Consider the following 22,713-nt stretch of genomic DNA (forward strand, 5'->3'; position numbering starts at 1 on the left):
AATCTCTCCTCCCAAAGATGGTTTACAGCGAGGCGGTAATGCCGCCGTCGACGAACAGCGTGTGACCGTTCACGAAGCTCGATGCCGGGGCGCAGAGGAAGACGCAGGCGCCGACCAGCTCATCGACCTCGCCCCAGCGGCCCGCCGGGGTGCGCTTCTCCAGCCAGGCGCTGAACTCCGGATCGGCAACCAGCGCAGCGTTGAGCGGCGTCTTGAAGTAGCCCGGCGCGATGGCATTGCAGTTGAGCCCGTGTTTCGCCCAGTCGGTCGCCATGCCCTTTGTCAGGTTGGTGATCGCCCCCTTCGAGGCAGTGTAGGGCGCGATCCCCGGCCGCGCGAGCGCGCTCTGCACCGAGGCGATGTTGACGATCCGCCCCTGCCCGCGCCCGATCATGTGCCGCGCGCAGGCCTGCCCGACGTAGAAGGCCGAGTAGACGTTGGTGCGCATCAGCCGGTCGAAGGCCTCGGGCTCGAAGTCCTCGAGCGGGCCGCGGTGCTGCATCCCGGCGTTGTTGATCAGGATGTCGATGGGGCCGGCCTCTGCCTCGTAGCCGTCGATGGCGGCGCGGGCACTCTCGTGGTCGGTGACGTCGAAGCCAAGCGCCTCGGCCTGATGCCCCTCGGCCTTCAGCGCCTCGACCGCCTCTTCCAGCCGCTGCGGGTTGCGCCCGTTCAGCAGCACCTTGGCGCCCGCCTGCGCAAGGCCCCGCGCCAGCGCGTAGCCGATACCCATGGTCGAGCCGGTCACCAGCGCGGTGCGGCCCGTCAGATCAAACAGGGACATAGTTGCTCCTCTTCCCCTGGCCCCACCGCAAGGCGCGGGAGGGCTGCGGTGATCCGCAACCCCCATTGACAAACAGGGGCGGGACCGTATTCAGGAAAATGGTATACCAAATGTTCCCGGATGCAAGCGGGCGCGGCGCGACCGCGCGGCTCTCGCGCCAGGGACGACGAGGAGGACGAGGCGAGGTGAGGAGACCCGGCGCAGCCCTGTTGGACCGAGAGCGCGGCCCATGCTGAGCTTTGCCGCTGCCGTTTTCCTGCTGTTCATCACCCCCGGTCCGGGGGTGCTGTCGCTGGCCGGGGTGGGCTCGGCCTATGGCTGGCACAACGGATTGCGCTACGGCACCGGGCTATTCATTGGCACCAACCTCGTGATGACGCTGGTGCTCACCGGGTTTGCCGCGGTGGTGCTTGCCGTCCCCGCGGTGCGCGTGGTGCTGATGGCGCTGTCGGTGTGCTATCTGGTCTACCTCGCAGCCCGCATCGCGCTGGCAGGCAGCCGCATCGCCTTCATCGAGGCCAAGAGCGCCCCCGGCGTCCGTGCCGGCATCCTGCTGCAGGCGATCAACCCCAAGGCCTACGCGGTCAACACCGCCATGTTCACCGGGTTTTCCTTTGCGCCCGAGGCGCTCGGCTTCGAGACCGCGTCCAAGATCCTCATCATGAACGCGATCTGGATCCCGGTGCACCTTGCATGGCTCAAGGCCGGGGTGACCCTGCACCGTCTCAACCTCAGCTACCGCACCCAGCGGCTGATCAATTACGGCATGGCGCTGGCCATGCTGGGCGTCGTCGCGCTGGCCCTCGTGTCGGCCTTCGGCGCGTCCTGACACATGACGACCTATCGGGAGGACCCATAATGACCACTTACACCGGATGCTGGCCCGTCGTGCCGACCCCCTTCCACGAGGACGGCACGCTCGACCTCGAGGGCATGAAGCGCGTTCTGGACTGCACCATCGACATGGGCGTAGACGGCATCTGCATCCTTGCCAACTTCTCCGAGCAGTTCCTGATCTCGGACGACGAGCGCGCCATCCTCACCAAGCTCTGCCTCGAGCACGTGGCGGGCCGGGTGCCGGTGATCGTGACCATCTCGCATTACGCCACGCCCATCGTCGTGGAGCGTGCGCAGAGCGCCAAGGATCTTGGCGCCGACATCGTGATGATGATGCCGCCCTACCACGGCGCGCTGCTAAAGGGCACCGCCGAGCAGACCTTCGAGCAGTTCCGGCAGGTGGGCGAGGTCGGCATCCCGATCATGCTGCAGGATGCGCCGCTCTCGGGCGTCGATCTGCCGGTGCCGCTGCTGGTCAAGATGGCGAACGAGATCGAGATGCTGAAGCTCTTCAAGATCGAGTGCCCGCAGGCCGCCGCCAAGCTGCGCAGCCTGATCGCCGAGGGAGGCGCCGCCATCGAGGCACCCTTCGACGGCGAAGAGGCGATCACCCTGCTCGCCGATCTCGACGCGGGTGCGACGGGCTGCATGACCTCGGCGATGATCCCCGACCAGATCCGCCCCATCGTCTTCGACTTCCTCGCCGGCAACCGGCAGGCGGCCTTCGACGGCTACGCCCGCATCCTGCCGGCGGTGAACCATGAGAACCGCCAATGCGGCTTCCGTTCGGCCAAGCATGCGATGATGGTCGGCGGGGTGATCAAGTCGGCCTTCTGCCGCCACCCGATTGCCCCCTTGCATCCGGACACCGCTTCGATGTTGATCGAGCTGATCAAGCCGCTCGATCCGCTCGTGCTGAACTGGGGCAAGTAACCCCGCGCCGGTCCGCCCGGACGCAAGGCAAAGCCGCCGGGCGGTCAACCGCCCGGCTCCCGAGGCGCTGGCCCCTGCCCCGGTTGAGGACGGAGCTGCGCCCGGCACGCCACCTTTGGAGACCCACGCAATGACCCTCTTCGCGCCCCTCGAACAGCTCCTCGGCGAGCGCCTTGCGACCAGCGACGCCATCCGCGCGCAGAACGCGCGCAACGAGGCGCATTTCCCGTTGGCGATGCCCGATGCCGTGGCCTTCCCCGAGACCACCGAGGAAGTGGCCGCCATCGTCCGCTTCTGCGCCGAGACCGGCACGCCGGTCACCCCCTTCGGCACCGGCACCTCGCTCGAGGGGCAGCACCTCGCGATCAAGGGCGGCATCAGCCTCGACTTCTCGCGCATGAAGAAGGTGCTGGCGATCAACGCCGAGGACCTCAACGTCGTCGTTCAGCCCGGCGTCACCCGCACCGAGCTGAACGAGGAACTGCGCGCCACCGGGCTTTTCTTCCCGATCGACCCCGGTGCCGACGCCTCGCTCGGCGGCATGGCGGCGACCCGTGCCTCGGGCACCACGGCGGTGCGCTACGGCACGCTGCGCGAAAACGTGCTGGCGCTCGAGGCGGTGATGTCCGACGGCAGCATCATCCGCACCGGCACCAAGGCGCGGAAAAGCTCGGCCGGCTATGACCTGACGCACCTCTTGGTGGGCAGCGAAGGCACGCTGGGCATCATTACCGAACTGACGCTGAAGCTGCATGGGCTGCCCGAGGGCATCGCCTCGGCCACCTGCCGCTTCCCCTCGGTCGAGGAGGCGGTGAACTGCGTGATCCTGACCATCCAGTCTGGCCTGCCGATGGCGCGGATCGAACTGGTGGACGAGATGATGGTGCGCGGCTTCAACATCCACGCCGGGTCCGACCTGCCCGAGCAGCCGCATCTCTTCGTCGAGTTCCACGGCAGCCCGGCGGGCGTTGCCGAGCAGTCGCAGAGCTTCCGCGAGATCGCCGAGGAATTCGGCATGGAGGCCTGGGCCGAGGCGAACACCACCGAGGCCCGCAATGCCCTGTGGAAGATGCGCCACGGCGCGCATTTCGCCTCTTCGGCGCTGCGCCCCGGCGCAGAGTTCGGCACGCTGGCCACGGACGTCTGCGTGCCGATCTCGCAACTCGCCGAGGCGGTGCTGCAGGCACAGGCCGATGCCCGCGCCGCCGATCTCGTCTGCACCATCGTCGGCCATGTCGGCGACGGCAACTTCCACTGCGCCGTGCGCTTCGATCCGAACGCTCCCGCCGAGGTCGAAGCCGTTCACGCCTTTGCCGGCAAGCTCAACGAGACCGCGCTGCGGCTCGGCGGCACGGTGACCGGCGAGCATGGCATCGGCATCGGCAAGCAGAAATACATGAAGGCCGAGCACGGGCCCGCGCTCGACTGGATGCGGCGGATCAAGACCGCCTTCGACCCGCAGGGCATCCTGAACCCGGGCAAGCTGCTGCCGCCGGCGGACTGACCGCCCGCCCCACACCTGACATGCAAGACTGAAGACGGAGGAGACCCCCATGCTGCCGCAGAGCAACCCCACCCCCGAAGCGCTTCTCGTTGGCCGCGTCTGGCGCCCCGGCGTCGGCCCGGCGATCGTCGCCCTGCGCGGCGAGGTGCTGGTGGACATCACCAGCAAGACCCTCCCCACCATGCGCGACCTGCTGGAGAGCGAAAACCCCGCCGCCACCCTGCGCGCCGCCAGTGGCGAGGAGATCGGCACGCTGGCCGATCTGGTCGCGGGCTCGACAGAAGGCGCGGGCGAGGACGTGCTGCACCTGCTCGCCCCCTGCGACCTGCAGGCGGTGAAGGCCTCGGGCGTGACCTTCGCGCAGTCGATGGTCGAGCGGGTCATCGAGGAGCAGGCGGCAGGCGATCCCGACGCCGCCGAGGCGATCCGTGCCAAGGTGAAATCCATCATCGGCGACTCGCTCTCGGGCATCGAGCCCGGCTCGGAGAAGGCGATGGAGGTGAAGCGCGTGCTGCAGCAGGAAGGCATGTGGTCGCAATACCTCGAGGTGGGCATCGGCCCCGACGCCGAGGTCTTCACAAAGTCGCAGCCCATGGCGGCGGTCGGCTTCGGCGCGACGGTCGGCCTGCACCCGATCAGCAAGTGGAACAACCCCGAGCCCGAGATCGTGCTGGCGATCAACTCGCGCGGCGACATCCTCGGCGCGACGCTGGGCAATGACGTCAACCTGCGCGACGTCGAGGGGCGCTCGGCGCTGCTGCTCGGCAAGGCCAAGGACAACAACGCCTCCTGCGCCATCGGCCCGTTCATCCGCCTCTTCGACGAGACCTACACGCTCGACGACGTGCGCAGGGCGGAACTCACGATGACGGTCAAGGGCGAGGATGGATTCGTGCTCGACGGCGCGTCGTCGATGAGCCAGATCAGCCGCGACCCGGCATCGATCGTGGCGCAGACCATCGGCCGCCATCACCAGTACCCGGACGGCTTCGTTTTGTTCCTCGGCACGCTCTTTGCGCCCACCGAGGACCGCGATGCACCCGGTCAGGGGTTTACACATCACGTCGGAGACGTTGTAACGATCTCCGAACCCGCGCTCGGCGCGCTGCAGAACACCGTCCGGCTCTCCACCGAGGCCCCGGAATGGACCTTCGGCACCGGCGCGCTGATGCGTAACCTTGCCCGGAGAAATCTTCTGTGACCGCCTTCCTCGCCCTCGGAGAATGTATGGTGGAACTGTCGCAGGCCGGAGACGGCCTCTACAAGCGCGGCTTTGCCGGCGACACGTTCAACACCGCCTGGTATGCCCGCCGCCTGCTGCCGCAGGACTGGACGGTGAGCTACGGCACCTGCGTGGGCGAGGATGCGGTGAGCAGCGAGATGCTCGAGTTCATCTCGGGCGAAGGCGTCGATGTCTCGACCGTGCGCCGCGTCGCGGACCGCACCGTCGGGCTCTACATGATCTCGCTCGAGAACGGCGAGCGCAGCTTCTCCTATTGGCGCGGCCAGTCCGCGGCCAAGCTGATGGCCGACGACCTTGGCTGGCTCGACGGCATCCTCAAGGGCCGCGAGATGATCCACTTCTCTGGCATCACGCTCGCCATCCTGCCGCCGAAGCAGCGCGAGGCCTTCTGCGGCGCGCTGGCCCGCGCCCGCGCCAAGGGGGCGATCGTGTCCTTCGACACCAACCTGCGCCCGCGCCTCTGGGAAAGTGCCGACGCCATGCGCGCCGGGCTGACCATGGGCGCGCGCACCGCCGACATCGTGCTGCCGAGCTTCGACGAGGAAGAAGAGCTCTTCGGCGACGCCTCGCCGCTGGAGACCATCGAGCGCTATCGCACCGGAGGCGCGGATATGGTGGCGGTGAAACAGGGCGGCGCGGCGCTGCACCTGTGGCAGCGCGAGGCGGGTCAGCACGAGATCGCCGCAGAGCTCGTGACCGAGGTGGTCGACACCACCGCCGCGGGCGACAGCTTTGCCGCCGGGCTGCTGGCCGGGCTGGCGCAGGGCAAGGCCCCGCAGGCCGCCGCCGCAGAAGCCATGCAGCTCGCCGCCAAGGTAATCCAGGCGCGCGGCGCGCTGGTGCCCTCGATCTTCGGCTGAGCCCGGCGCAGGCGGCGATGCGCCGCCTGCCGCCACGACACGGAGCATTGTGGCGGCGTGCCGGCGGGTTCCTGTTGACCTCAACCGGACTTGGGGAACTACGGTCCTTGCGACTCGACTGACCCTTCGAAGGACACGCCGTGACCCTGTCTGCCTCAAGCCCCCTGCGCCGATTCATTCTGGCCAGCGGCGTGACCAACCTCGCCGATGGCGTCGCGGTTGTGGTCTGGGCCTGGCTCGCCACGCTGCTGACCCGCGATCCGCTGCTGGTCACGCTGATGCCGATCACGCTGCGGCTGCCGTGGTTCCTGTTTGCACTGCCCGCCGGGGTGATCACCGACCGCACGGACCGGCGGCGTCTCATCCTTTGCATGGACGTGGTCCGCGCCTGCGCCTTCGCGCTGGCGGCGCTGGCGATCTGGCTGGCACTGCCGCTGCCGCCCGCGCCGGACAGCGGCACCGCCAGCCCCACCCTCTTCGCCGCGCTGCTGGCCTGTGCGCTGCTGGTCGGCACCGCCGAGGTGTTCCGCGACAGCGCCGCGCAGACCATGCTGCCCGCCATCGTCCCCCACGATCAGCTGGAGCGCGCCAACGGGCGGCTGTGGAGCGTCGAAATGGTTGGCAACGCGCTGCTCGGCCCAGCGGTCGGGGCGTTTCTCATCGCCTCGGTGGTCTGGCTGCCGTTCGCGCTGAACGCCGTCTGCTTCCTTCTCGCGGTCGGTCTGATGCGGTCGCTGCGCGGCCGCTTTGCCCCGCGCCGCGCCGAAGCCCGCGACTGGAAGCAGGATCTCGGCGAGGGGCTGGTCTTTCTGCGCGGCTCGGCGCTGCTGCGGCTCCTGGCAGTGATCACCGGCGTGTGGAACCTGTTGCACCAGATGGTGGTGATCGCGCTTGTGCTGCACGTGCAGGAGAACCTCGGGCTCGGCGCCTCGGGCTACGGGCTGATCCTCGCCGCCGGGGCGGTGGGCGGCGTGCTGGGCGGGATCTTCGCCGAGCGCATCGTGCGCAGGCTCGGCAACGGCCCCTCGGCGCAATGGATGACGCTGGCCTCGGCGCTGGCCTTCGCCGCGCTGCCGCTGGCGCCGACCGGCTGGGCGCTGGCGGCGGTCTTGGCGGCGTTCGAGTTCTGCGGGCTGGTGTGGAACACGGTCTCGGTCTCTTACCGGCAGCGCCACGTGCCCGACGAGATCCTCGGACGGGTCAATGCCACCTACCGGCTTTTCGCCTGGGGGATGATGCCGCTCGGCCTGCTGCTGTCTGGGCTGGTGATCCGCCTCGCCGAGGCGGGGATGCCCCGCGCGCTGGCGCTTCAGATGCCCTTTGTCGCCGCCGCAGCCGGGGTCATCGTGCTGACCGTCTGGGCCTGGAGACGTCTCGACGCGGGCTTTGCCGGGGCAGACAAGACAGGCGCGCGCTCGGCCTGAATGAAAAGACCCCCGCAAGGGCGGGGGCCAAATCTCTTCGAAGAGATTTGCAAGGTCCTTCGAAGGACCTTGCGGCCCGGTCGACAGGCGTCAGTTCACCGGCGTCAGCAGCGCCTTGCCGGCAAGGAAGGCCGCGATGTTGTCGCGCTGGAGCTGGCCCATGGCGCTGCGCGTCTCCTTGGTCGCCGAGGCCTGGTGCGGTTGCAGCACCACGTTCTCGAGCGCCAAGAAGCGCGCGTCGGGGTTCGGTTCGTTGAGGAAGACGTCGAGGCCCGCGCCCTGGATCGTGCCCTGTTGCAGTGCCGCGATCAGCGCCTCCTCGTCCACGGTGGTGCCGCGGGAAATGTTGATCAACACGCCGGTCGGGCCGAGCGCCTCGATCACTTCCCTGGACACGTAGCCCTCGGTGGCCGGCCCGCCAACCAGCGCGATCACCAGGAAGTCCACCTCGCGCGCCAGCGACACGGGATCGGCGTGGAAGGTCCAGCCGGGCGTCTCCTTCTCGGAGCGCGCGTGGTAGTGCATCTCCATCTTGAAGGCCGCCAGCCGGTCGGCGATCTCGCGGCCGATCCGGCCCATGCCGAGGATGCCCACCTTCTGGCCGCTCATCTTGCGCTGCAGCGGGTGCGACCCCTCTTTGCCCCAGGCGCCCGAGCGCACCCGCGCCTCGGCCCGGCGCATGTCGCGGCAGAAGTCGAGCAGCATGGCCACGGCAAGATCGGCCACGTCGTCGTTCAGCACGTCGGGCGTGTTGGTCACCTTGATGCCGCGCGCCGAGGCGTCGCCGACGTTGATTGCGTCATAGCCCACGCCGAAGTTGGCGATCAGACCCAGCGCGGGAAAGGCGTCCATCTCTGCGCCGGCAAAGGGGGTGTGGCCGTAGAAGGCGATGGCCTTCACGCCCTTGCGGGTCTCTTCGTCCAGCGCCTGCGCGGCATCGAGGCTTTCCACGTGGGTCCAGCCCAGCCCGGCCAGCGCCTCGCGGCTCATCTGGTCGGGCTTGCCGACTGCCAGTACGTCCGTCATCCGTTCAATCCTTCTCGGTTCAAGCCAGCGCCGCGCGCAGGGGGGCCAGCCAGCCGAGACCGGCCTTCGTGTCCCCGCCGCGCGGCTTGTATTCCGCACCCACCGGCGCTTCCCACCCGGCGTCCGCGAAGGAGGCCAGCAGGCGTTCGAAGCAGATCTCGCCGCCATCGGGCTCGCCGCGATCGGGCACTGCGGCGATCTGCACGTGGCCGATCATCGGCAGGTGCGCGGCGAAGCGTTTCGTCAGGTCGCCCTGCATGATCTGCGTGTGGTAGCAGTCGAACATGATGCGCAGGTTGTCGCGGCCGAGCGCCTCGACGATCTCGGCGGCATGCTCGACGCGGGCAAGGTGATAGCCCGCCACGTCGCGGTGGTTGATCGGCTCGATCAGCACGCCCATGCCCGCAGCCCCTGCCAGATCGCAGGCGAGCGAGAGCGTCTCGCGGTAGGCCGCCTCGGCCGCCGCGCCGCCATCGGTGCGGCCCGCCATCACGTGCACGTTGCGCGCGCCGATCGCCGCGCCGTAGGCCACCGCCTGCCGCACCGCCGCCGCCGCGTCCTCGCGCCGGTCCGGCAGGGCGGCGAGGCCGAAGTCGCCCGCCGCGGGGTTGCCCGGTATGGTGTTGAGCCCGAGCATGGCAAAGCCGGTCTCGTCCAGCGCCGCCTTCATCTCGGCAGCGGGCACGTCATAGGGGAAGTGGCATTCCACCGCGTCGAAGCCGTCGCGTTTCGCCGCGCGGATGCGCTCGGGCAGCGGCAGTTCGGTGTAAAGAAAGCCGATATTGGCGGAAAACTTCATGTCTCAGTCCCAGTCCACGTCAAACTTGTCGACCACCTTCTTCACCTGTCCGGAGGTCAGAATCCGCGGCTGGCGGCCATGCAGCAGCAGCGCAAGCTTGGCGGTCTCCTCGAGCTCTTCCATCGCGTAGACGGCGGCCTCGAGGTCCTTGCCCGCCACCACGGGGCCATGGTTGGCCAGCACCACCGCCGAGCGCTTGCCGGCAAGCCCGCGCACCGCGTCGCCCATGGCCGGATCGCCCGGCACGAAGAAGGGCAGCAGCCGCACCTTGCCGAGCCGCATGACCGCATAGGCGGTGAGCGGAGGCAGCAGGTTCTCGGGGTCGATGTCGGGCATCATCGACCAGGCGACGGCGTGGCACGAATGCAGGTGCACCACCGCCCCGGTCTTGCCGCGCGTCTCGTAGAAGGCGCTGTGCAGCGGCATTTCCTTGGTCGGGGCGTCACCGCTTATGAGGGTGCCCTGCGCATCGAAGCGCGACAGCCGCGCCGGATCGAGGCTGCCGAAACTCGAGCCGGTGGGCGAGACCAGCAGCCCGCCATCCTCGGTGCGCGCCGAGATGTTGCCCGAGGCGCCGCCGGTGAGGCCGCGCGCGAACATCGACGCGGCCATCTCGCAGATCTGCTCGCGCAGCTTGCTCTCGCTCATGCGCCCTGCTCCATGACCCGCGCCGCCTTGGCAAAGAAATCCACCGCGCCGAAGTTGCCGGATTTCAGCGCAAGCACCATCTCGCCGGCGCGCATGACCGGCACGCCGGGGTCAATCTCGGGGCCGATCTCAAGCGCCTCGGGGGCCAGCGCCTCGACCACCGCGCCCGAGGTCTCGCCCCCGGCGCTGATGATGCGCTTCACGCCCTTGGCGGCCAGCGCGGCAGCGGTCCGGGCAAAGAGCCCCTCGAGCGCGGCGGCGACCTTCTCGCGGCCATGCCTACGCTGTGCCTCAGCCACCGTCGCGGGCTCGGCCGAGGAATAGATCAGCGGCAGCCCGTCCTGCGCCAGCGCCCAGTCCGCAAGCGTGTCCGCCGAGAGCCCGCCGAGCGCCTCCTCGGCGGTGACCTCGCGCTTCGGGCCTTCGTGGGCAGCGACCTGCGCCCGCGTGGCGTTCGAGCAGGAGCCCGACAGCGCGACCGCTCGCCCGCCCTGCCCGGTCCATGCCCCGGCCTTGCCCGACAGCGCGAAGTTGCCCGGCAGACCGAGCGCGATGCCCGAACCGCCGGTGAGCAGCGTGGTGCCTTTCAGCGCCTTGCCCCAGGTCAGCAGGTCCTCGTCGCGGATCGCGTCGGCGATGACGAAGCCGCGGTCCGCCTCCGTTTCGGAGGCCAGCCGCGCGCGGATTGCCTCGGGCCCCTGCCAGACGGTGCTGGCGGGCACATGGCCGACGCCGCGCGATACCTGCGCGGCGAGCACGCGCCGCAGGTCCGGATCGGTCATCGGGGTCAGCGGGTGGTTTTCCATGCCCGACTCCGAGAGCAGGTGATCCTGCACGAAGAGATGGCCCTGGTAGATCGTCCGCCCTGTCGCCGGGAAGGCCGGGCAGAAGATCACGCTCCGGGTGCCGAGCGCATCCGCCAGCGCCTCGGCGACCGGGCCGATATTGCCCTCGGGTGTCGAGTCGAAGGTCGAGCAATACTTGAAGAGGAATTGCTCGCAGCCCTGCGCCTTCAGCCACTCCAGAGCCTCCAGCGACAGTTTCACCGCCTCGGCGGCGGGGATGGACCGCGATTTGAGCGCCACCACCCCGGCCTCGACCTCGGGCGCGGCATCGTCCTTCGGCACACCGACGTATTGCACGGTGCGCATGCCCTGCTTGACCAGCGTGTTGCCAAGATCGCTCGAGCCGGTGAAATCGTCGCCGATACAGCCCAGCAGCATCAGGCGTCTCCGGGCAGGGTGAGGCCGGCCGCGCGGGCGTAGACCTTGATCACCGCGGCATCATCGACCAGCCCGTCCCCTGCCTCGGCGGCGGACTTGAACTGCGCCAGCGCGGCCTCGGTCATCGGCACCGGCAGTTTCGCCTCGCCTGCAATGCCGCCGACGATCCCCAGATCCTTGGGCCAGATATTGACCGCCGAGCGCGGCGTGTAGTCGCCCTCGACCACATGTGGGCCGCGGTTCTCGAACATCCAGCTGCTGCCCGCCGAGGCGGAGATCACCTCGACGATGCGCGCCGGATCGAGCCCCTGGCTGATGCCGAGCGCCATCGCCTCGCCCATGGCGGCGATATGCACCCCCGCGAGAAGCTGGTTCACCGCCTTCATCGCGCTGCCCGCCCCGGCGTCGTCGCCCAGACAGTGCACGGTGGCAGCCATGGCGTCGAGCGCCGGCTCGGCGGCGGCAAAGGCCTCGGGTGCACCCGAGGCCATGATCGAGAGCTGCCCCTGCGCCGCCTTGATGGCCCCGCCTGAGATCGGCGCGTCGAGGTAGTGCAGGCCCTTGGCAGAGGCCATGTCCGCGAACTCACGCGCCTGGCTGGGCGCGATGGTTGCACAGGAGATGATCGCCGCGCCCTCGGGCAAATGCGCTGCCGCGCCGCCCTCGGCGAAGAGCACCTCGTGCGTCTGAGCGGCGTTGAGCACCACGCAAACTAGGATCGAGCTTGCGCCCAGCGCCTCAGCGAGGCTGCCAGGAGCCCCGCCCTCGGCCTCGAAGGCCGCCGTCCGCTCGCTCGAGATGTCCAGACCGTGCACCACGTGCCCCGCGCGCAGCAGGGATTGTGCCATGCCCATGCCCATCGAGCCGAGCCCGATCACCGTGATCTCTGCCAAAGTGCTCCTCCCGCAAAATGGTATACCAAATGAGGATGAAGCCTGTGCAGGGCAGAGTCAATGCGGCTGGTGGCGTTAACGCGCCTGACCGCGCGGCGGACGCGAAGCCCCGCGCGCCAGGGGCGCGGCAGACGTCAAGCGAGGGGCGCTGCCCCTCGCGCTCCCCGGCGTATTTGAAAAGAGAAGAAGGGGTGAAGCCGCGCCGGGCGGGCAAGGATGGGGCAGGCATGAGAAAGCCGCGCTCGGCGGGCGGCGCGGCTTACTCGGGATCGGGATGGGTCGGCGTTCAGGCGCGGTGGGCGCCGTCGGCCAGGGACTTCACGAAGCCCAGCACTTCCGACACCGGCTTGCCCTCGGCCATGGCCCCGACAATCGCCGAGCCCACGACGCAGCCATCGGCCACGGCAGCGATGCTCTCTGCCGCCTCGGGGGTGCGGATGCCGAAGCCGACGATGACCGGCAGGTCGGTCCCCGCCTTGATCCGCGCGACCTCGGGGCCGACATCGGTGGCCTGCGCCGCCGCCGCGCCGGTGATTCCGGTGATCGAGACGTAGTAGACAAAACCAGAAGTGTTCTGCAGCACTTTCGGCAGGCGCTTGTCGTCGGTGGTCGGCGTCGCGAGGCGGATGAAGTTGAGACCCGCCTTCTGCGCCGGGATGCAGAGCTCCTCATCCTCTTCGGGCGGCAGGTCGACGATGATCAGCCCGTCGATACCAGCCTCGCGTGCATCCTCGAGGAACTTGTCCACGCCGTGGCTGTAGATCGGGTTGTAATAGCCCATCATGACAATCGGCGTGGTCTCGTCGCCGGTGCGGAAATCGCGCACCAGTTGCAGCGTGCGGTTCAGTGTCATGCCGGCCTCGAGCGCGCGCTGGCCGGCAAGCTGGATGGTCTCGCCATCGGCCATCGGGTCGGTGAACGGCAGGCCCAGTTCGATGACGTCAACGCCTGCATCCGGCAGGCCGCGCACCAGTTCGAGCGAGCTGTCGTAGTCGGGATCCCCGGCCATCACATAGGCGACGAAGCCCTTCTTTCCCTCGGCTTTCAGGGCGGCGAACTTGGCGTCGATGCGGGTCATGGCGGTCCTTCCCTTCGCAGGCGGCTCTTTGGTGGGGGCGCGAGGGCCCCCGGGTATGTCGCGAAACCTGTGCCGGATACGTAGGGGAAAATCAATGGCCCCTCTGGACCTTCCCGCCATTGACCGGAATGCTGTGCCCAAGGAGCGAAGGAGGACGACATGCGCATTCTGTTCACCGGTGGCAGCGGCAAGGCGGGGCGGCACGTGGTGCGGCATCTGGCCGACCAGGGCCACCGCATCCTGAACGCGGACCTTGCGCCGCTGGGCCATCCGGGGGTGCACGACCTGATCACCGACCTGACCGATCCGGGTCAGGTTTGGGGGGCGATGACCTCGCTCGCGGGATTCGACGATCTGGACGCGGGGCCGAATGCTGCGGGCTTCGACGCCGTGGTGCATTTCGGCGCGCTCGCCCGCATCCTCATCAAACCCGACTGCGAGACCTACCGGGTCAACACGCTCTCGACCTACAACGTGCTCGAAGCGGCGGCGAAGCTCGGCATCCCCAAGGTGGTCTTCGCCAGTTCCGAGACCACCTACGGCATCTGTTTCGCGCAGGGCGAGCGGCGGCCCGACTACCTGCCCATCGACGAGGAGCACCCGGTGGTGCCCGAGGATGCCTATGCGCTGTCGAAGGTGGCGAACGAGGTCACCGCGCGCGGCATCCAGCGGCGCAGCGGGCAGGACATCTATGGCCTGCGCATCTCCAACGTCTGCGAGATCGAGGACTATCACCGTGACTTCCCGGCCTACGCCGAGGACCCTGCCCCGCGCCTGCGCAACATCTTCGGCTATATCGACGTGCGGGACCTGGCTCAGATGGTCAGCCGCTGCCTCGCCACCGACGGGCTCGGCTTCCAGCTCTTCAACGTCGCCAATGACGACCTTGCGGTGCCGCAGGACAACGAGACGCTCCGCGCGCGCTTTTACGACGGCGTTCCCGTGACGCAGCCGATGCAGGCGCGGCAGGCCTTCTACAGCAACGCCAAGGCGCGTGAGATGCTCGGGTTTTCGCCGCAGCACGACTGGCGCAGCGCGCTCGAGGGCTGATCGGCGCCGCGCGGTTTGACAGGCTTTGAGGCAGGGCGCAGGCTGTGTTCAGCAGGCCCGGAGGACGCCGCCATGACCGAGATGCCGAAATCGCCCGATCCAGACGTGCCTGCCTCCGAGGTCGCGGCGCGAGGCGGCCCCGAAGGCACGGCGGGCAGCGCTCCGGTGCCTTCGACCGCGCCGCCGCCCGTCGCCACGCCTGACCGGCTGGCGCGGCGCGGCGCGCCGACACCGGACGAGATCCGCCGCGCCTTCGAGACAGGCGAATATCCCTATGCCCAGAAGATGGCGCGACGCAGCTACGAGCGCCAGAAGGCGAAGTTGCAGGCCGAGCTGCTGAAGGTGCAGATCTGGGCGCAGGAGACCGGGCAGAAATTCGTCCTGCTGTTCGAGGGGCGCGACGCCGCCGGCAAGGGCGGCACGATCAAGCGCTTCACCGAGCATCTCAACCCGCGCGCCGCCCGTGTCGTGGCGCTCAACAAGCCCAGCCTCGAGGAACGCGGGCAATGGTATTTCCAGCGCTACGTCGCGCATCTACCCACCGCCGGAGAGATCGTTCTCTATGACCGCTCGTGGTACAACCGCGCCGGGGTCGAGCGGGTGATGGGGTTCTGCGAGCCGAACGAATACCTCGAGTTCATGCGTCAGACCCCCGAGCTCGAGAGGATGCTCGTGCGCTCGGGGGTCCGGCTCTACAAGTACTGGTTCTCGGTCACCCGCGACGAGCAGAAAGCCCGATTCCTGAGCCGCGAGACCGATCCGCTGAAGCAATGGAAGCTCTCGCCCATCGACAAGGCGAGCCTTGGCAAGTGGGACGAGTACACCGAGGCCAAGGAAGCGATGTTTTTCTACACCGACACCGCCGATGCGCCCTGGACCGTGGTCAAATCCGACGACAAGAAGCGCGCCCGCCTCAACTGCATGCGGCACTTCCTGTCGACACTGGACTATCCCGGCAAGGATCTCCGAGTCGCCAGCCCGCCCGATCCGCTGATCGTCGGCGGCGCCGCCCATGTCATCCATCGCTCGGAACATATCCTCGGCACCACGCCGGGGCCGAACGGAAGCGCCTGATCGCCGCGATCAGAGGCGCTTGCCAAGCCAGTCCTGCAACGGCTGGAGCCGCGCGTAGCAGTGCAACAGCGCTGCCACGGGGTCGGGCGTGAGGTCTTCGTAGATGCCATCGATCCACAGCACGCAGCCGGGACGCCGCATCAGCTCGGCACGCGGACCCGGCGGGACCTCCGTACCGGGATCGGGAGCCGGATCGATCCGTGCGCCGCTGCGGGCGATGATCCGCTCGAGCTCGTCGCCCTCGCGCCCCATGAGCGCCGCCTGCCAGGCCAGCATCTGCCGAGCGTCGAATGTCAGCAGCCCGGCCCCCGCGGTCGCGTAGTCCTTCGACAGCGCGAAATACCAGGCCCGCCCGTCCGGCAACGACCACAGCGCATGAAGATGGGTGTGAAAAGGCAGCTTGTCGTCGCTGTAGCGCACGTCACGATGCGGCCGGAACAGCTTCGGTCTCGGCCGATCTCCGCTCAACACCTCGAGGTCGGGGGTGATCTGGGCCATCATCAGCTCGGCGGGACGCTTGACCTCGGTGTCGTAGCGTTGCTTGTTGGCGTTGAACCACGCCCGGTCATTGTTCGCCTCGAGCTCGGACAGAAAACGCCGGGCCTGCGGCGCAAACGCCGTCAGATCAATCAAACTAGCCATAAAAAATTTCCCAAGGGAATCATGTCTCAAATATGGCCAGACTATCACGAAGCCGCGGAATGGCATGTCCCTAGCTAGACAAAAATCTGACGCAGTCCCGCGCCGCCGCCACGCGGCGCGCATTTGCACCCTGCTCGCGGGGCTTGGGCCCGCGGCGCCGGCCCTCGCGCATCCGCATGTCTTCGCGGATGTCGGGCTGGCGCTCGACCTCGATTCCGAGCGCCGGGTTGTCTCGGTTGATGTCACCTGGCGCTACGACGACTTTTTCTCGTTGCTGGTCCTGCAGGACATGGGGCTCGACGCCGACGGCGACGGCGCGCTCACCCCCTCGGAGCTGGAAAGCCTTGAGCGGTTCGACCTCGACAACTGGTACGAAGGCTTCGAGGGCGATCTCTACCTCTATTCGGGCGGCGAGAAGCTGGGGCTCGGTGCGCCCGAGTTCGTCTCGGTCAGCATCGACGAGGGGCGGATCACCTCGGTGCACCGCCGCAGTGTCACGCCGACCCCGGCCGAGGGGCTGGTGATCGAGCCCTATGATCCGACCTACTACATCGCCTTCACCGCGAGCCTGCCGATCACCCTGCCCTCCCCCTGTGCCGCCACGGTGCTCAAGCCCGACCTCGACGCCGCGGCACGCAAGATGCAGGCCGAGCTGGCACAGATTCCCGAAGACCAATTTCTCGAGATTGAACCGGGACGCGATTTTGCCGACCGGATCGAGGTGACATGCGGCGGCTCGTGACGCTGGCGGCCCTGGCGGTGCTTTGTCTCGCGATCTGGCTCTGGGGGTTCGGCGGGGCCGACCGCGTCTCGCTGCTGGCAATCGAGGGCCAGCGCGAGGCGCAGAACGCCATGGCACGAGGTCTGCGGGCGCTGCGCGCCGGCGAGCCCGGCGCACTTATGGCGCTGATGACGGTCTGCTTCGGCTACGGCTTTTTCCATGCCGCCGGGCCGGGCCACGGCAAGCTGCTGATCGGCGGTTACGGGCTGGGCCGCCGCATTGCGCTCTGGCGGCTCTCGGCGCTGGCGGTGGTCTCGAGCCTGGCGCAGGCGGGCGCGGCGGTGCTGCTGGTCTACGCTGGCGTGTGGCTGCTGGGCTGGGGGCGCGAGCAGATGACGCTGGCGGCCGAGGCGTGGTTCGCCCCGGCGAGCTATGCGGCGATCGTGGCGGTCGGCCTGTGGCTGCTGACCCGCGGAGGCCGCAAGCTCTGGGCCGCGCGCCGGGCGGCACGGCCGCACGCGCACGCCCATGAAACCGCCCATGACACTGCCCATGACACTGCCCATGACAACGACCATCGGGGCGTCTGCCTCAGCTGCGGTCATGCTCATGGCCCGAGCCTCGAGCAGGCGCAGGCCATCCATTCGCCGCGCGACGCGCTGCTGCTGGTCGGTGCCATCGCCCTGCGTCCCTGCACCGGCGCGCTGTTCCTGCTGATCCTGACCTGGCGCATGGGCATCAGCGGTGCCGGCATCCTCGGCGCCTTTGCCATGGGGCTCGGCACGGCGAGCGTGACGCTGGTGGTCGCCCTCGCCTCGGTCACCCTGCGCGAGGGAGCCCTGTCGCGGCTTGCCTCCGGCCCAACCACCCTACGGGCGCTGGCCTTGCTCGAGACGACGGCGGGCGCTTTGGTCACAGTCCTGGCGGGGCAGCTGCTGCTGCGCTCAGTCTGAGGTTGCGCGACTCCCTGCGGCCACCTAAAGCCCAATCATGACGCAGGAACTCCCCTATTCCGCCCATATCCGCGCCGTTCTGGTGATGGGTCTGCCGCTGATCGGCGGTCATCTGGCGCAGCTGACCATCGGTCTCACCGACACGGTAATGATGGGCCGATACGGCGTTCCCGAGCTGGCCGCACTCAGTCTGTCGATGACGGTATTCTCGGTGCTCTTCCTGTTCGGCTCGGGCTTTGCCTTCGCGGTCATGCCGATGGTGGCGCAATACGCCGCGCGCGGTGACGAGCGGCACGTGCGCCGCGCCACCCGCATGGCGCTCTGGTTGTCGACCGGCTTCTTCCTGCTGGCTCTGCCGCTGTTCTGGTTCGCGAAACCGCTGCTGCTGGCCCTCGGCCAGACCGAGCTGGTCGCCGGCCACGCCCAGACCTACCTGCGCATCGCCGGCTGCGGACTGCTACCGGCGCTCGGCGTCATGGTGTTCAAGAGCTACCTCGCGGCGCTCGAGCACACCCGCGCGGTGCTCTGGATCACCGTCACCGCCGCGCTGGTCAACGGCTTTGCCAACTACGCGCTGATCTTCGGCAACTGGGGCGCGCCAGAGCTCGGCATCACCGGCGCTGCCGTCGCCTCGCTCTTCGCGCATGGCGCAGCCTTCGCCGGAGTGGTGTTCTACGCCCGGCTGCGGCTGCCGGAACACCAGATCTGGTATCACTTCTGGCGCCCCGACACGGAGATGCTGCGCGAAGTCTTCCACCTCGGCTGGCCGATCGGGCTGACCACGCTGGCCGAGGTCGGCCTGTTCGCCGCCACCGCCGTCATGGTCGGCTGGCTTGGCACGGTGCCCCTGGCGGCGCATGGCATCGCCATGCAGCTCTCGGGGGCGATCTTCATGGTCCACCTCGGGTTGTCGAACGTCGCAACCGTGCGCGCGGGACAGGCGATGGGCCGCAGGGACCTGTCCTTCCTCACCCGCAGCACGGTCGCCGCGCAGGTCCTGTCGCTCGGAATCGTGGTGATCACGGTGATCCTCTTCCTCGGCGTCCCCGAGAGGCTGATCGCCCTGTTCCTGTCGCCGGACGATCCGCAGCGGTCCGAGATCCTGCGCATCGGCACGCTGCTTCTCGCGATGGCCGCGGTGTTCCAGCTGGTCGACTCGATCCAGGTGATCGTGCTCGGCGTGCTGCGCGGGATGCAGGACACCCGGGCCCCGATGCTGATCGCCGCGATCTCCTACTGGCTCGTCGGCATGCCGGTGGCCTACGTGCTCGGCTTCCCGCTCGGCTTCGGCGCCGGCGGGGTCTGGATGGGCCTGAGCATCGGGCTGGGGCTGGCCTCGGTGCTGCTCTACTGGCGCTTCTGGCATCGCAAGGTCCCGCATCTGTCGGGCCTCGCGCTTGCAAGGGCGGCGGACGCCGACTAGAAGCGGCGCGATCATACGCCAAGCCCGAGCCAAGGAGCACGACATGGGATTTCGCATGGGGATCGTGGGTCTGCCCAACGTGGGCAAATCGACCCTCTTTAACGCCCTGACCAAGACCGCCGCCGCGCAGGCGGCCAACTTCCCCTTCTGCACCATCGAGCCCAACGTCGGTGACGTGGCGGTGCCCGACCCGCGGCTGGACACGCTGGCCGAGATCGCCGGCTCGAAGCAGATCATCCCCACCCGGATGACCTTCGTCGACATCGCGGGCCTGGTGAAGGGCGCGTCCAAGGGCGAGGGCCTCGGCAACCAGTTCCTCGCCAACATCCGCGAGACCGACGCCATCGCCCACGTGCTGCGCTGCTTCGAGGATGACGACGTCACCCACGTCGACGGCCGCGTCGATCCGGTCTCGGACGCCGAGACGATCGAGACCGAGCTGATCATCGCCGACATGGAATCGCTGGAAAAGCGCCTGCAGAACATCACCCGCAAGGTGCGCGGCGGCGACAAGGAGGCGGTCCAGCAGGAGCGTCTCATGAAGGACGCCATGGCGATGCTCGAGCAGGGCAAGCCGGCGCGCCTCGTCGAGGTCGACGCTGAGGACGCCAAGCAGTGGCGGATGCTGCAGCTGTTGACCTCGAAGCCGGTGCTCTACGTCTGCAACGTCTCCGAGGAAGAGGCCGCCACCGGCAACGCGCTGTCGCAGCAGGTCGCCGAGATGGCCGCCGCGCAGGGCAACAGCCACGTGGTGATCTCCGCCAAGATCGAGGAAGAGATCAGCCAGCTCGACGCCGAGGAAGCCGAGATGTTCCTCTCGGAGCTGGGGCTCGAAGAAGCCGGTCTCGACCGCCTGATCCGCGCCGGCTACGAGTTGCTGCACCTCGAGACCTATTTCACCGTCGGCCCCAAGGAAGCCCGCGCCTGGACCATCCGGCAGGGCACCGCGGCGCCGCAGGCCGCCGGGGTGATCCACGGCGACTTCGAACGCGGCTTCATCCGCGCCGAGACCATCGCCTATGACGATTACGTCTCGAACAAGGGCGAACAGGGCGCCAAGGAAGCCGGCAAGATGCGCGCCGAGGGCAAGACCTACGTGGTCAAGGACGGCGACGTCCTGCACTTCCTCTTCAACACCTGATCCGCCCCTAAAGGCGTGACGGACACGGTGCGGCGCTCCCCCGGAGCGCCGCATTTTCTTTGCCCGGCGCTGCTGCGAGCAGCCGGCGCGCCACACCGTCCACTTTGAGGGACCCCCGGTCGCCCGTCGATGCGTCCGAACACTCAGCGCAGTGAGGGGCGTTGTTGCGCGATACAGCGTTCGGTCTTGAGGGCCCTTTTCCCGCGCCTGTTCAGGCGACGGCCCCCATCTCGGCCCTGCCGCGGGCCAAGACCCGGTTGCTGATGGCGATGCGGATCCGAATTTCGACTGTCTGGCGGTCGGGTTCTCGTGACATGATCCGCTCGCCGAAAAGCTTCAGGCAAATCAATTGAGCCTAGGCCCGACTCCGGACATGCTCACCGGCCCGCTTCCTCCAGGGTCCCCTGCAGAGGTGTTGCGTCGCCCGCAGGGTGTCGTTTCATGGCAATGCCGCGGGGCAGTCTTCCTTCCAGGCGCGGCCGTCCCGACAATGTGGACCGTCCTCAATTGCCTGCGACGCGACATTCGATCCCGGTGCTGTCCACAGGAAGTTTCAAGGGTTTCCCGGAACGGCGATACGGGATCCGCGCGCCGATCCGCACCCGCCGTCGGCACAGCGTCGAACAGCCCGGAAGCGACCATTAGCCCAGCCATCCGGACCGGGCTTTCGACCAGGCCAGCCGTCTGTCGAAGGGAAAGGCCGAAGAGCTGTTTCAGTGTCAGGCGCGCCTGGATGGCGGCTTCCGAAAACACTCACTGGCCGCCCCCTGCTGCTCACCGGCATGTTCGGTGCCGGTCTGTTGCGCCGCCGCCGGTCCGCCTGAGCTGGTCATGCAGGGGGCGCGACGTGCCCTGCACCTTCCAGAAGAAGCGATTTCAATATGTTCTCGATCTCCAGCCACGTCTTCGCCCTTGCCGTTCTCGGCTGCCTCGCGCCGCCCGGACCGATCCTCGCCGCCAACGTCTCCAGGACCTTCGCCTTCAAGGGGGGAACAAAGCTGCGCCGGTTTCAGGACAAGCTGGACAGGCAGTTCGAAAGACCTGCTGCTCCAGGGCGGCTGGCTCGACGGTTACGTCACCGCCTTCAACCGGAGCCGCGCCGAGACCTTCGACGTTGCGCCCTTGCCGTCGACCCAGACGCCCCTCGGGCTTGCGACATCGGACTGTGACCAAATGCCGGACGAAACTCCCTAGGCACAGGCCGCACGGAAGCTGCCTCGGGCGCCGGGTCCGGAACGGATCGACACCCCGTCAACCGCTTTGGGGCTGACGGAAGGCGACAGGCAGACGGCGATCTGCGCGGCGCCGATGCCGCGGCTCCGGGCCGAGCCCGCGCGCGAAGGGCACGAGCTTGGGGATCTGCGTGACAGGGACTTCCCGGTACGACTTCCCGGAACGGCCGAGACGCGCGCCCGGTCCATCCGGGCAGGCGGCGCATGAAGCGCCGCCCGATCATGCTCAGGCCGCGGCGGAGGCCGCCGCCTCGAGCCCTGCCGCCTCGTCGCAGCCGAGCATGATGTTGAGGTTCTGCACCGCAGCCCCCGAAGCCCCCTTGCCGAGGTTGTCGAGCACCGCCACCAGCGTCACCGCGCCGGTCGCCGGGTTGCCGTGCACCGATAGCTCCAGCGCGTTGGTGCCGTTGAGACGCTGCGGCATCACCCGCGGCTCGTGCACCGACGCGTCAACCACCGACACGAAGCGCTCGCCGGCGTAGGCCGCCTTCAGCGCCGCTTCTGCCGCCGCGATGCCCTCCGTGCCCATGGCCGGAAGCTGCACCGCCACCGCCATGCCCTGCGCGTAGGCCCCCACCGAGGGGACGAAGACCGGTACCGCACTCAGCAGCCCGTGCTTGACGATCTCCGGCAGGTGCTTGTGACCCTGAGAGGCCGCATAGAGGAACGAGCCGTTCACCTCGCCGCTCTCATACTCGGCGATCATGCCCTTGCCGCCGCCGGTGTAGCCCGAGACGCCCGAGATCGCCGGACCAGACGCCGGATCGATCAGTCCCGCGCCGACCAGCGGGCGGATCAGCGCGATGGCGCAGGTCGACCAGCAGCCCGGGTTCGACACGTATCTCGCGCCGGCAATCGCCGCGCGCTGTCCCTCGGCCATCTCGGCAAAGCCGAAGACCCAGCCCTCGGCGACGCGGTGCGCGGTCGAGGCGTCGATGATCTTGGTGCCGTGCGGTTCGGCCAGCGTCACGGTCTCGCGCGCGGCATCGTCGGGCAGGCAGAGGATGGCGACATCGGCCTCGGCCAGCGCCTCGGAGCGCGCACCGGCGTCCTTGCGTCGGGCCGGGTCCACCTGAACGAGCGTGATGTCCGCGCGCTGCTCGAGCCGCTCGCGGATCTGCAGACCGGTCGTACCGGCCTCGCCGTCGATGAACACCTTGTGGGCCATGGCCTCTCTCCTTGGGTAACCGTGGCGCCCCTATAGCAGAGACGTCGTGGCAGATAA

Annotated in this window: 21 protein-coding genes and 1 pseudogene; 12 read left to right on the forward strand and 10 right to left on the reverse strand. The window is 68.4% G+C overall.

Annotation, left to right across the window (positions count from 1 at the left end; all coding sequences use genetic code 11):
* Positions 1-22: 22 nt before the first annotated feature.
* Complete coding sequence (locus IQ782_RS06515; RefSeq protein WP_194133824.1) at positions 23-784, reverse strand: SDR family oxidoreductase; 762 nt, start codon at positions 782-784, stop codon at positions 23-25.
* A 229-nt stretch (positions 785-1,013) separates the two neighbouring features.
* Here IQ782_RS06515 and IQ782_RS06520 point away from each other — a divergent pair, with 229 nt between their 5' ends.
* The 6 genes from IQ782_RS06520 (at position 1,014) to IQ782_RS06545 (ending at position 7,585) form a co-directional block, all read left to right on the forward strand.
* The gene (locus IQ782_RS06520) at positions 1,014-1,613 is read left to right on the forward strand and encodes a LysE family translocator (RefSeq protein WP_194133825.1); all 600 of its coding nucleotides are present in this window, start codon (positions 1,014-1,016) and stop codon (positions 1,611-1,613) included.
* Between the two features lie 29 nt (positions 1,614-1,642).
* A complete protein-coding gene (locus IQ782_RS06525) occupies positions 1,643-2,554 on the forward strand; it encodes a dihydrodipicolinate synthase family protein (RefSeq protein WP_194133826.1) in 912 nt (303 codons plus the stop codon).
* Positions 2,555-2,684: 130 nt separating this feature from the next.
* Entirely contained in the window at positions 2,685-4,058 is a 1,374-nt protein-coding gene (locus IQ782_RS06530; protein WP_194133827.1) for an FAD-binding oxidoreductase, read from the forward strand.
* Between the two features lie 49 nt (positions 4,059-4,107).
* Positions 4,108-5,259, forward strand: a complete 1,152-nt coding sequence (locus IQ782_RS06535; RefSeq protein ID WP_194133828.1) for a fumarylacetoacetate hydrolase family protein — start codon at positions 4,108-4,110, stop codon at positions 5,257-5,259.
* Positions 5,256-6,161, forward strand: a complete 906-nt coding sequence (locus tag IQ782_RS06540) for a PfkB family carbohydrate kinase (RefSeq protein WP_194133829.1) — start codon at positions 5,256-5,258, stop codon at positions 6,159-6,161. The genes IQ782_RS06535 and IQ782_RS06540 overlap by 4 nt, the downstream gene beginning before the upstream one ends.
* 140 nt (positions 6,162-6,301) lie before the next feature.
* A complete protein-coding gene (locus IQ782_RS06545; RefSeq protein ID WP_338092560.1) occupies positions 6,302-7,585 on the forward strand; it encodes an MFS transporter in 1,284 nt (427 codons plus the stop codon).
* A gap of 90 nt (positions 7,586-7,675) precedes the next feature.
* Here IQ782_RS06545 and IQ782_RS06550 read toward each other — a convergent pair whose 3' ends face one another.
* The 6 genes from IQ782_RS06550 to trpA all read right to left on the reverse strand — a co-directional run bounded on the left by IQ782_RS06550 (position 7,676) and on the right by trpA (position 13,252).
* A complete protein-coding gene (locus IQ782_RS06550) occupies positions 7,676-8,611 on the reverse strand; it encodes a 2-hydroxyacid dehydrogenase (RefSeq protein WP_194133830.1) in 936 nt (311 codons plus the stop codon).
* A 19-nt stretch (positions 8,612-8,630) separates the two neighbouring features.
* Positions 8,631-9,410, reverse strand: a complete 780-nt coding sequence (locus IQ782_RS06555; RefSeq protein ID WP_194133831.1) for a hydroxypyruvate isomerase family protein — start codon at positions 9,408-9,410, stop codon at positions 8,631-8,633.
* 3 nt (positions 9,411-9,413) lie between these two features.
* Positions 9,414-10,058, reverse strand: coding sequence for a 3-oxo-tetronate 4-phosphate decarboxylase (otnC, locus tag IQ782_RS06560; RefSeq protein ID WP_194133832.1), 645 nt, complete (start codon positions 10,056-10,058; stop codon positions 9,414-9,416).
* Positions 10,055-11,281 (reverse strand): 3-oxo-tetronate kinase, encoded by a 1,227-nt coding sequence (gene otnK, locus IQ782_RS06565; RefSeq protein WP_194133833.1) that lies wholly within the window; start codon positions 11,279-11,281, stop codon positions 10,055-10,057. The genes otnC and otnK overlap by 4 nt, the downstream gene beginning before the upstream one ends.
* Positions 11,281-12,174: an L-threonate dehydrogenase gene (gene ltnD, locus IQ782_RS06570; protein ID WP_194133834.1), complete on the reverse strand. Its 894-nt coding sequence runs from the start codon at positions 12,172-12,174 to the stop codon at positions 11,281-11,283. The genes otnK and ltnD overlap by 1 nt, the downstream gene beginning before the upstream one ends.
* A gap of 286 nt (positions 12,175-12,460) precedes the next feature.
* A complete protein-coding gene (trpA, locus tag IQ782_RS06575; RefSeq protein ID WP_194133835.1) occupies positions 12,461-13,252 on the reverse strand; it encodes a tryptophan synthase subunit alpha in 792 nt (263 codons plus the stop codon).
* Positions 13,253-13,411: 159 nt separating this feature from the next.
* On the opposite strand from trpA, the gene IQ782_RS06580 reads away from it, so the two are divergent.
* Together IQ782_RS06580 and ppk2 are read left to right on the forward strand one after the other, a co-directional pair.
* Positions 13,412-14,302, forward strand: a complete 891-nt coding sequence (locus tag IQ782_RS06580) for an NAD-dependent epimerase/dehydratase family protein (RefSeq protein ID WP_194133836.1) — start codon at positions 13,412-13,414, stop codon at positions 14,300-14,302.
* 81 nt (positions 14,303-14,383) lie between these two features.
* Positions 14,384-15,376, forward strand: a complete 993-nt coding sequence (gene ppk2 / locus IQ782_RS06585) for a polyphosphate kinase 2 (RefSeq protein WP_194134077.1) — start codon at positions 14,384-14,386, stop codon at positions 15,374-15,376.
* A 9-nt stretch (positions 15,377-15,385) separates the two neighbouring features.
* Here the strand turns inward: ppk2 and IQ782_RS06590 are convergent, their stop codons facing one another.
* Complete coding sequence (locus tag IQ782_RS06590) at positions 15,386-16,018, reverse strand: DUF2461 family protein (RefSeq protein ID WP_194133837.1); 633 nt, start codon at positions 16,016-16,018, stop codon at positions 15,386-15,388.
* 64 nt (positions 16,019-16,082) lie between these two features.
* On the opposite strand from IQ782_RS06590, the gene IQ782_RS06595 reads away from it, so the two are divergent.
* From IQ782_RS06595 to ychF, 4 genes are read left to right on the forward strand one after another with little or no spacing between them, the layout of a single operon-like run.
* A complete protein-coding gene (locus IQ782_RS06595; protein ID WP_194133838.1) occupies positions 16,083-16,760 on the forward strand; it encodes a DUF1007 family protein in 678 nt (225 codons plus the stop codon).
* Positions 16,745-17,692 (forward strand): nickel/cobalt transporter, encoded by a 948-nt coding sequence (locus IQ782_RS06600; protein ID WP_194133839.1) that lies wholly within the window; start codon positions 16,745-16,747, stop codon positions 17,690-17,692. Before IQ782_RS06595 ends, IQ782_RS06600 begins: the two co-directional genes overlap by 16 nt.
* 37 nt (positions 17,693-17,729) lie before the next feature.
* A complete protein-coding gene (locus IQ782_RS06605) occupies positions 17,730-19,115 on the forward strand; it encodes an MATE family efflux transporter (protein ID WP_194133840.1) in 1,386 nt (461 codons plus the stop codon).
* A 43-nt stretch (positions 19,116-19,158) separates the two neighbouring features.
* Positions 19,159-20,256, forward strand: coding sequence for a redox-regulated ATPase YchF (gene ychF, locus IQ782_RS06610; RefSeq protein ID WP_194133841.1), 1,098 nt, complete (start codon positions 19,159-19,161; stop codon positions 20,254-20,256).
* A 211-nt stretch (positions 20,257-20,467) separates the two neighbouring features.
* Here the strand turns inward: ychF and IQ782_RS06615 are convergent.
* Together IQ782_RS06615 and argC are read right to left on the reverse strand one after the other, a co-directional pair.
* Positions 20,468-21,006: pseudogene (locus IQ782_RS06615) on the reverse strand (transposase); the annotation flags it as partial.
* A gap of 708 nt (positions 21,007-21,714) precedes the next feature.
* A complete protein-coding gene (argC, locus tag IQ782_RS06620; RefSeq protein WP_194133843.1) occupies positions 21,715-22,656 on the reverse strand; it encodes an N-acetyl-gamma-glutamyl-phosphate reductase in 942 nt (313 codons plus the stop codon).
* Positions 22,657-22,713 lie beyond the last annotated feature (57 nt).

This window comes from Salipiger mangrovisoli (assembly GCF_015223355.1).
Lineage (GTDB): Bacteria > Pseudomonadota > Alphaproteobacteria > Rhodobacterales > Rhodobacteraceae > Salipiger > Salipiger mangrovisoli.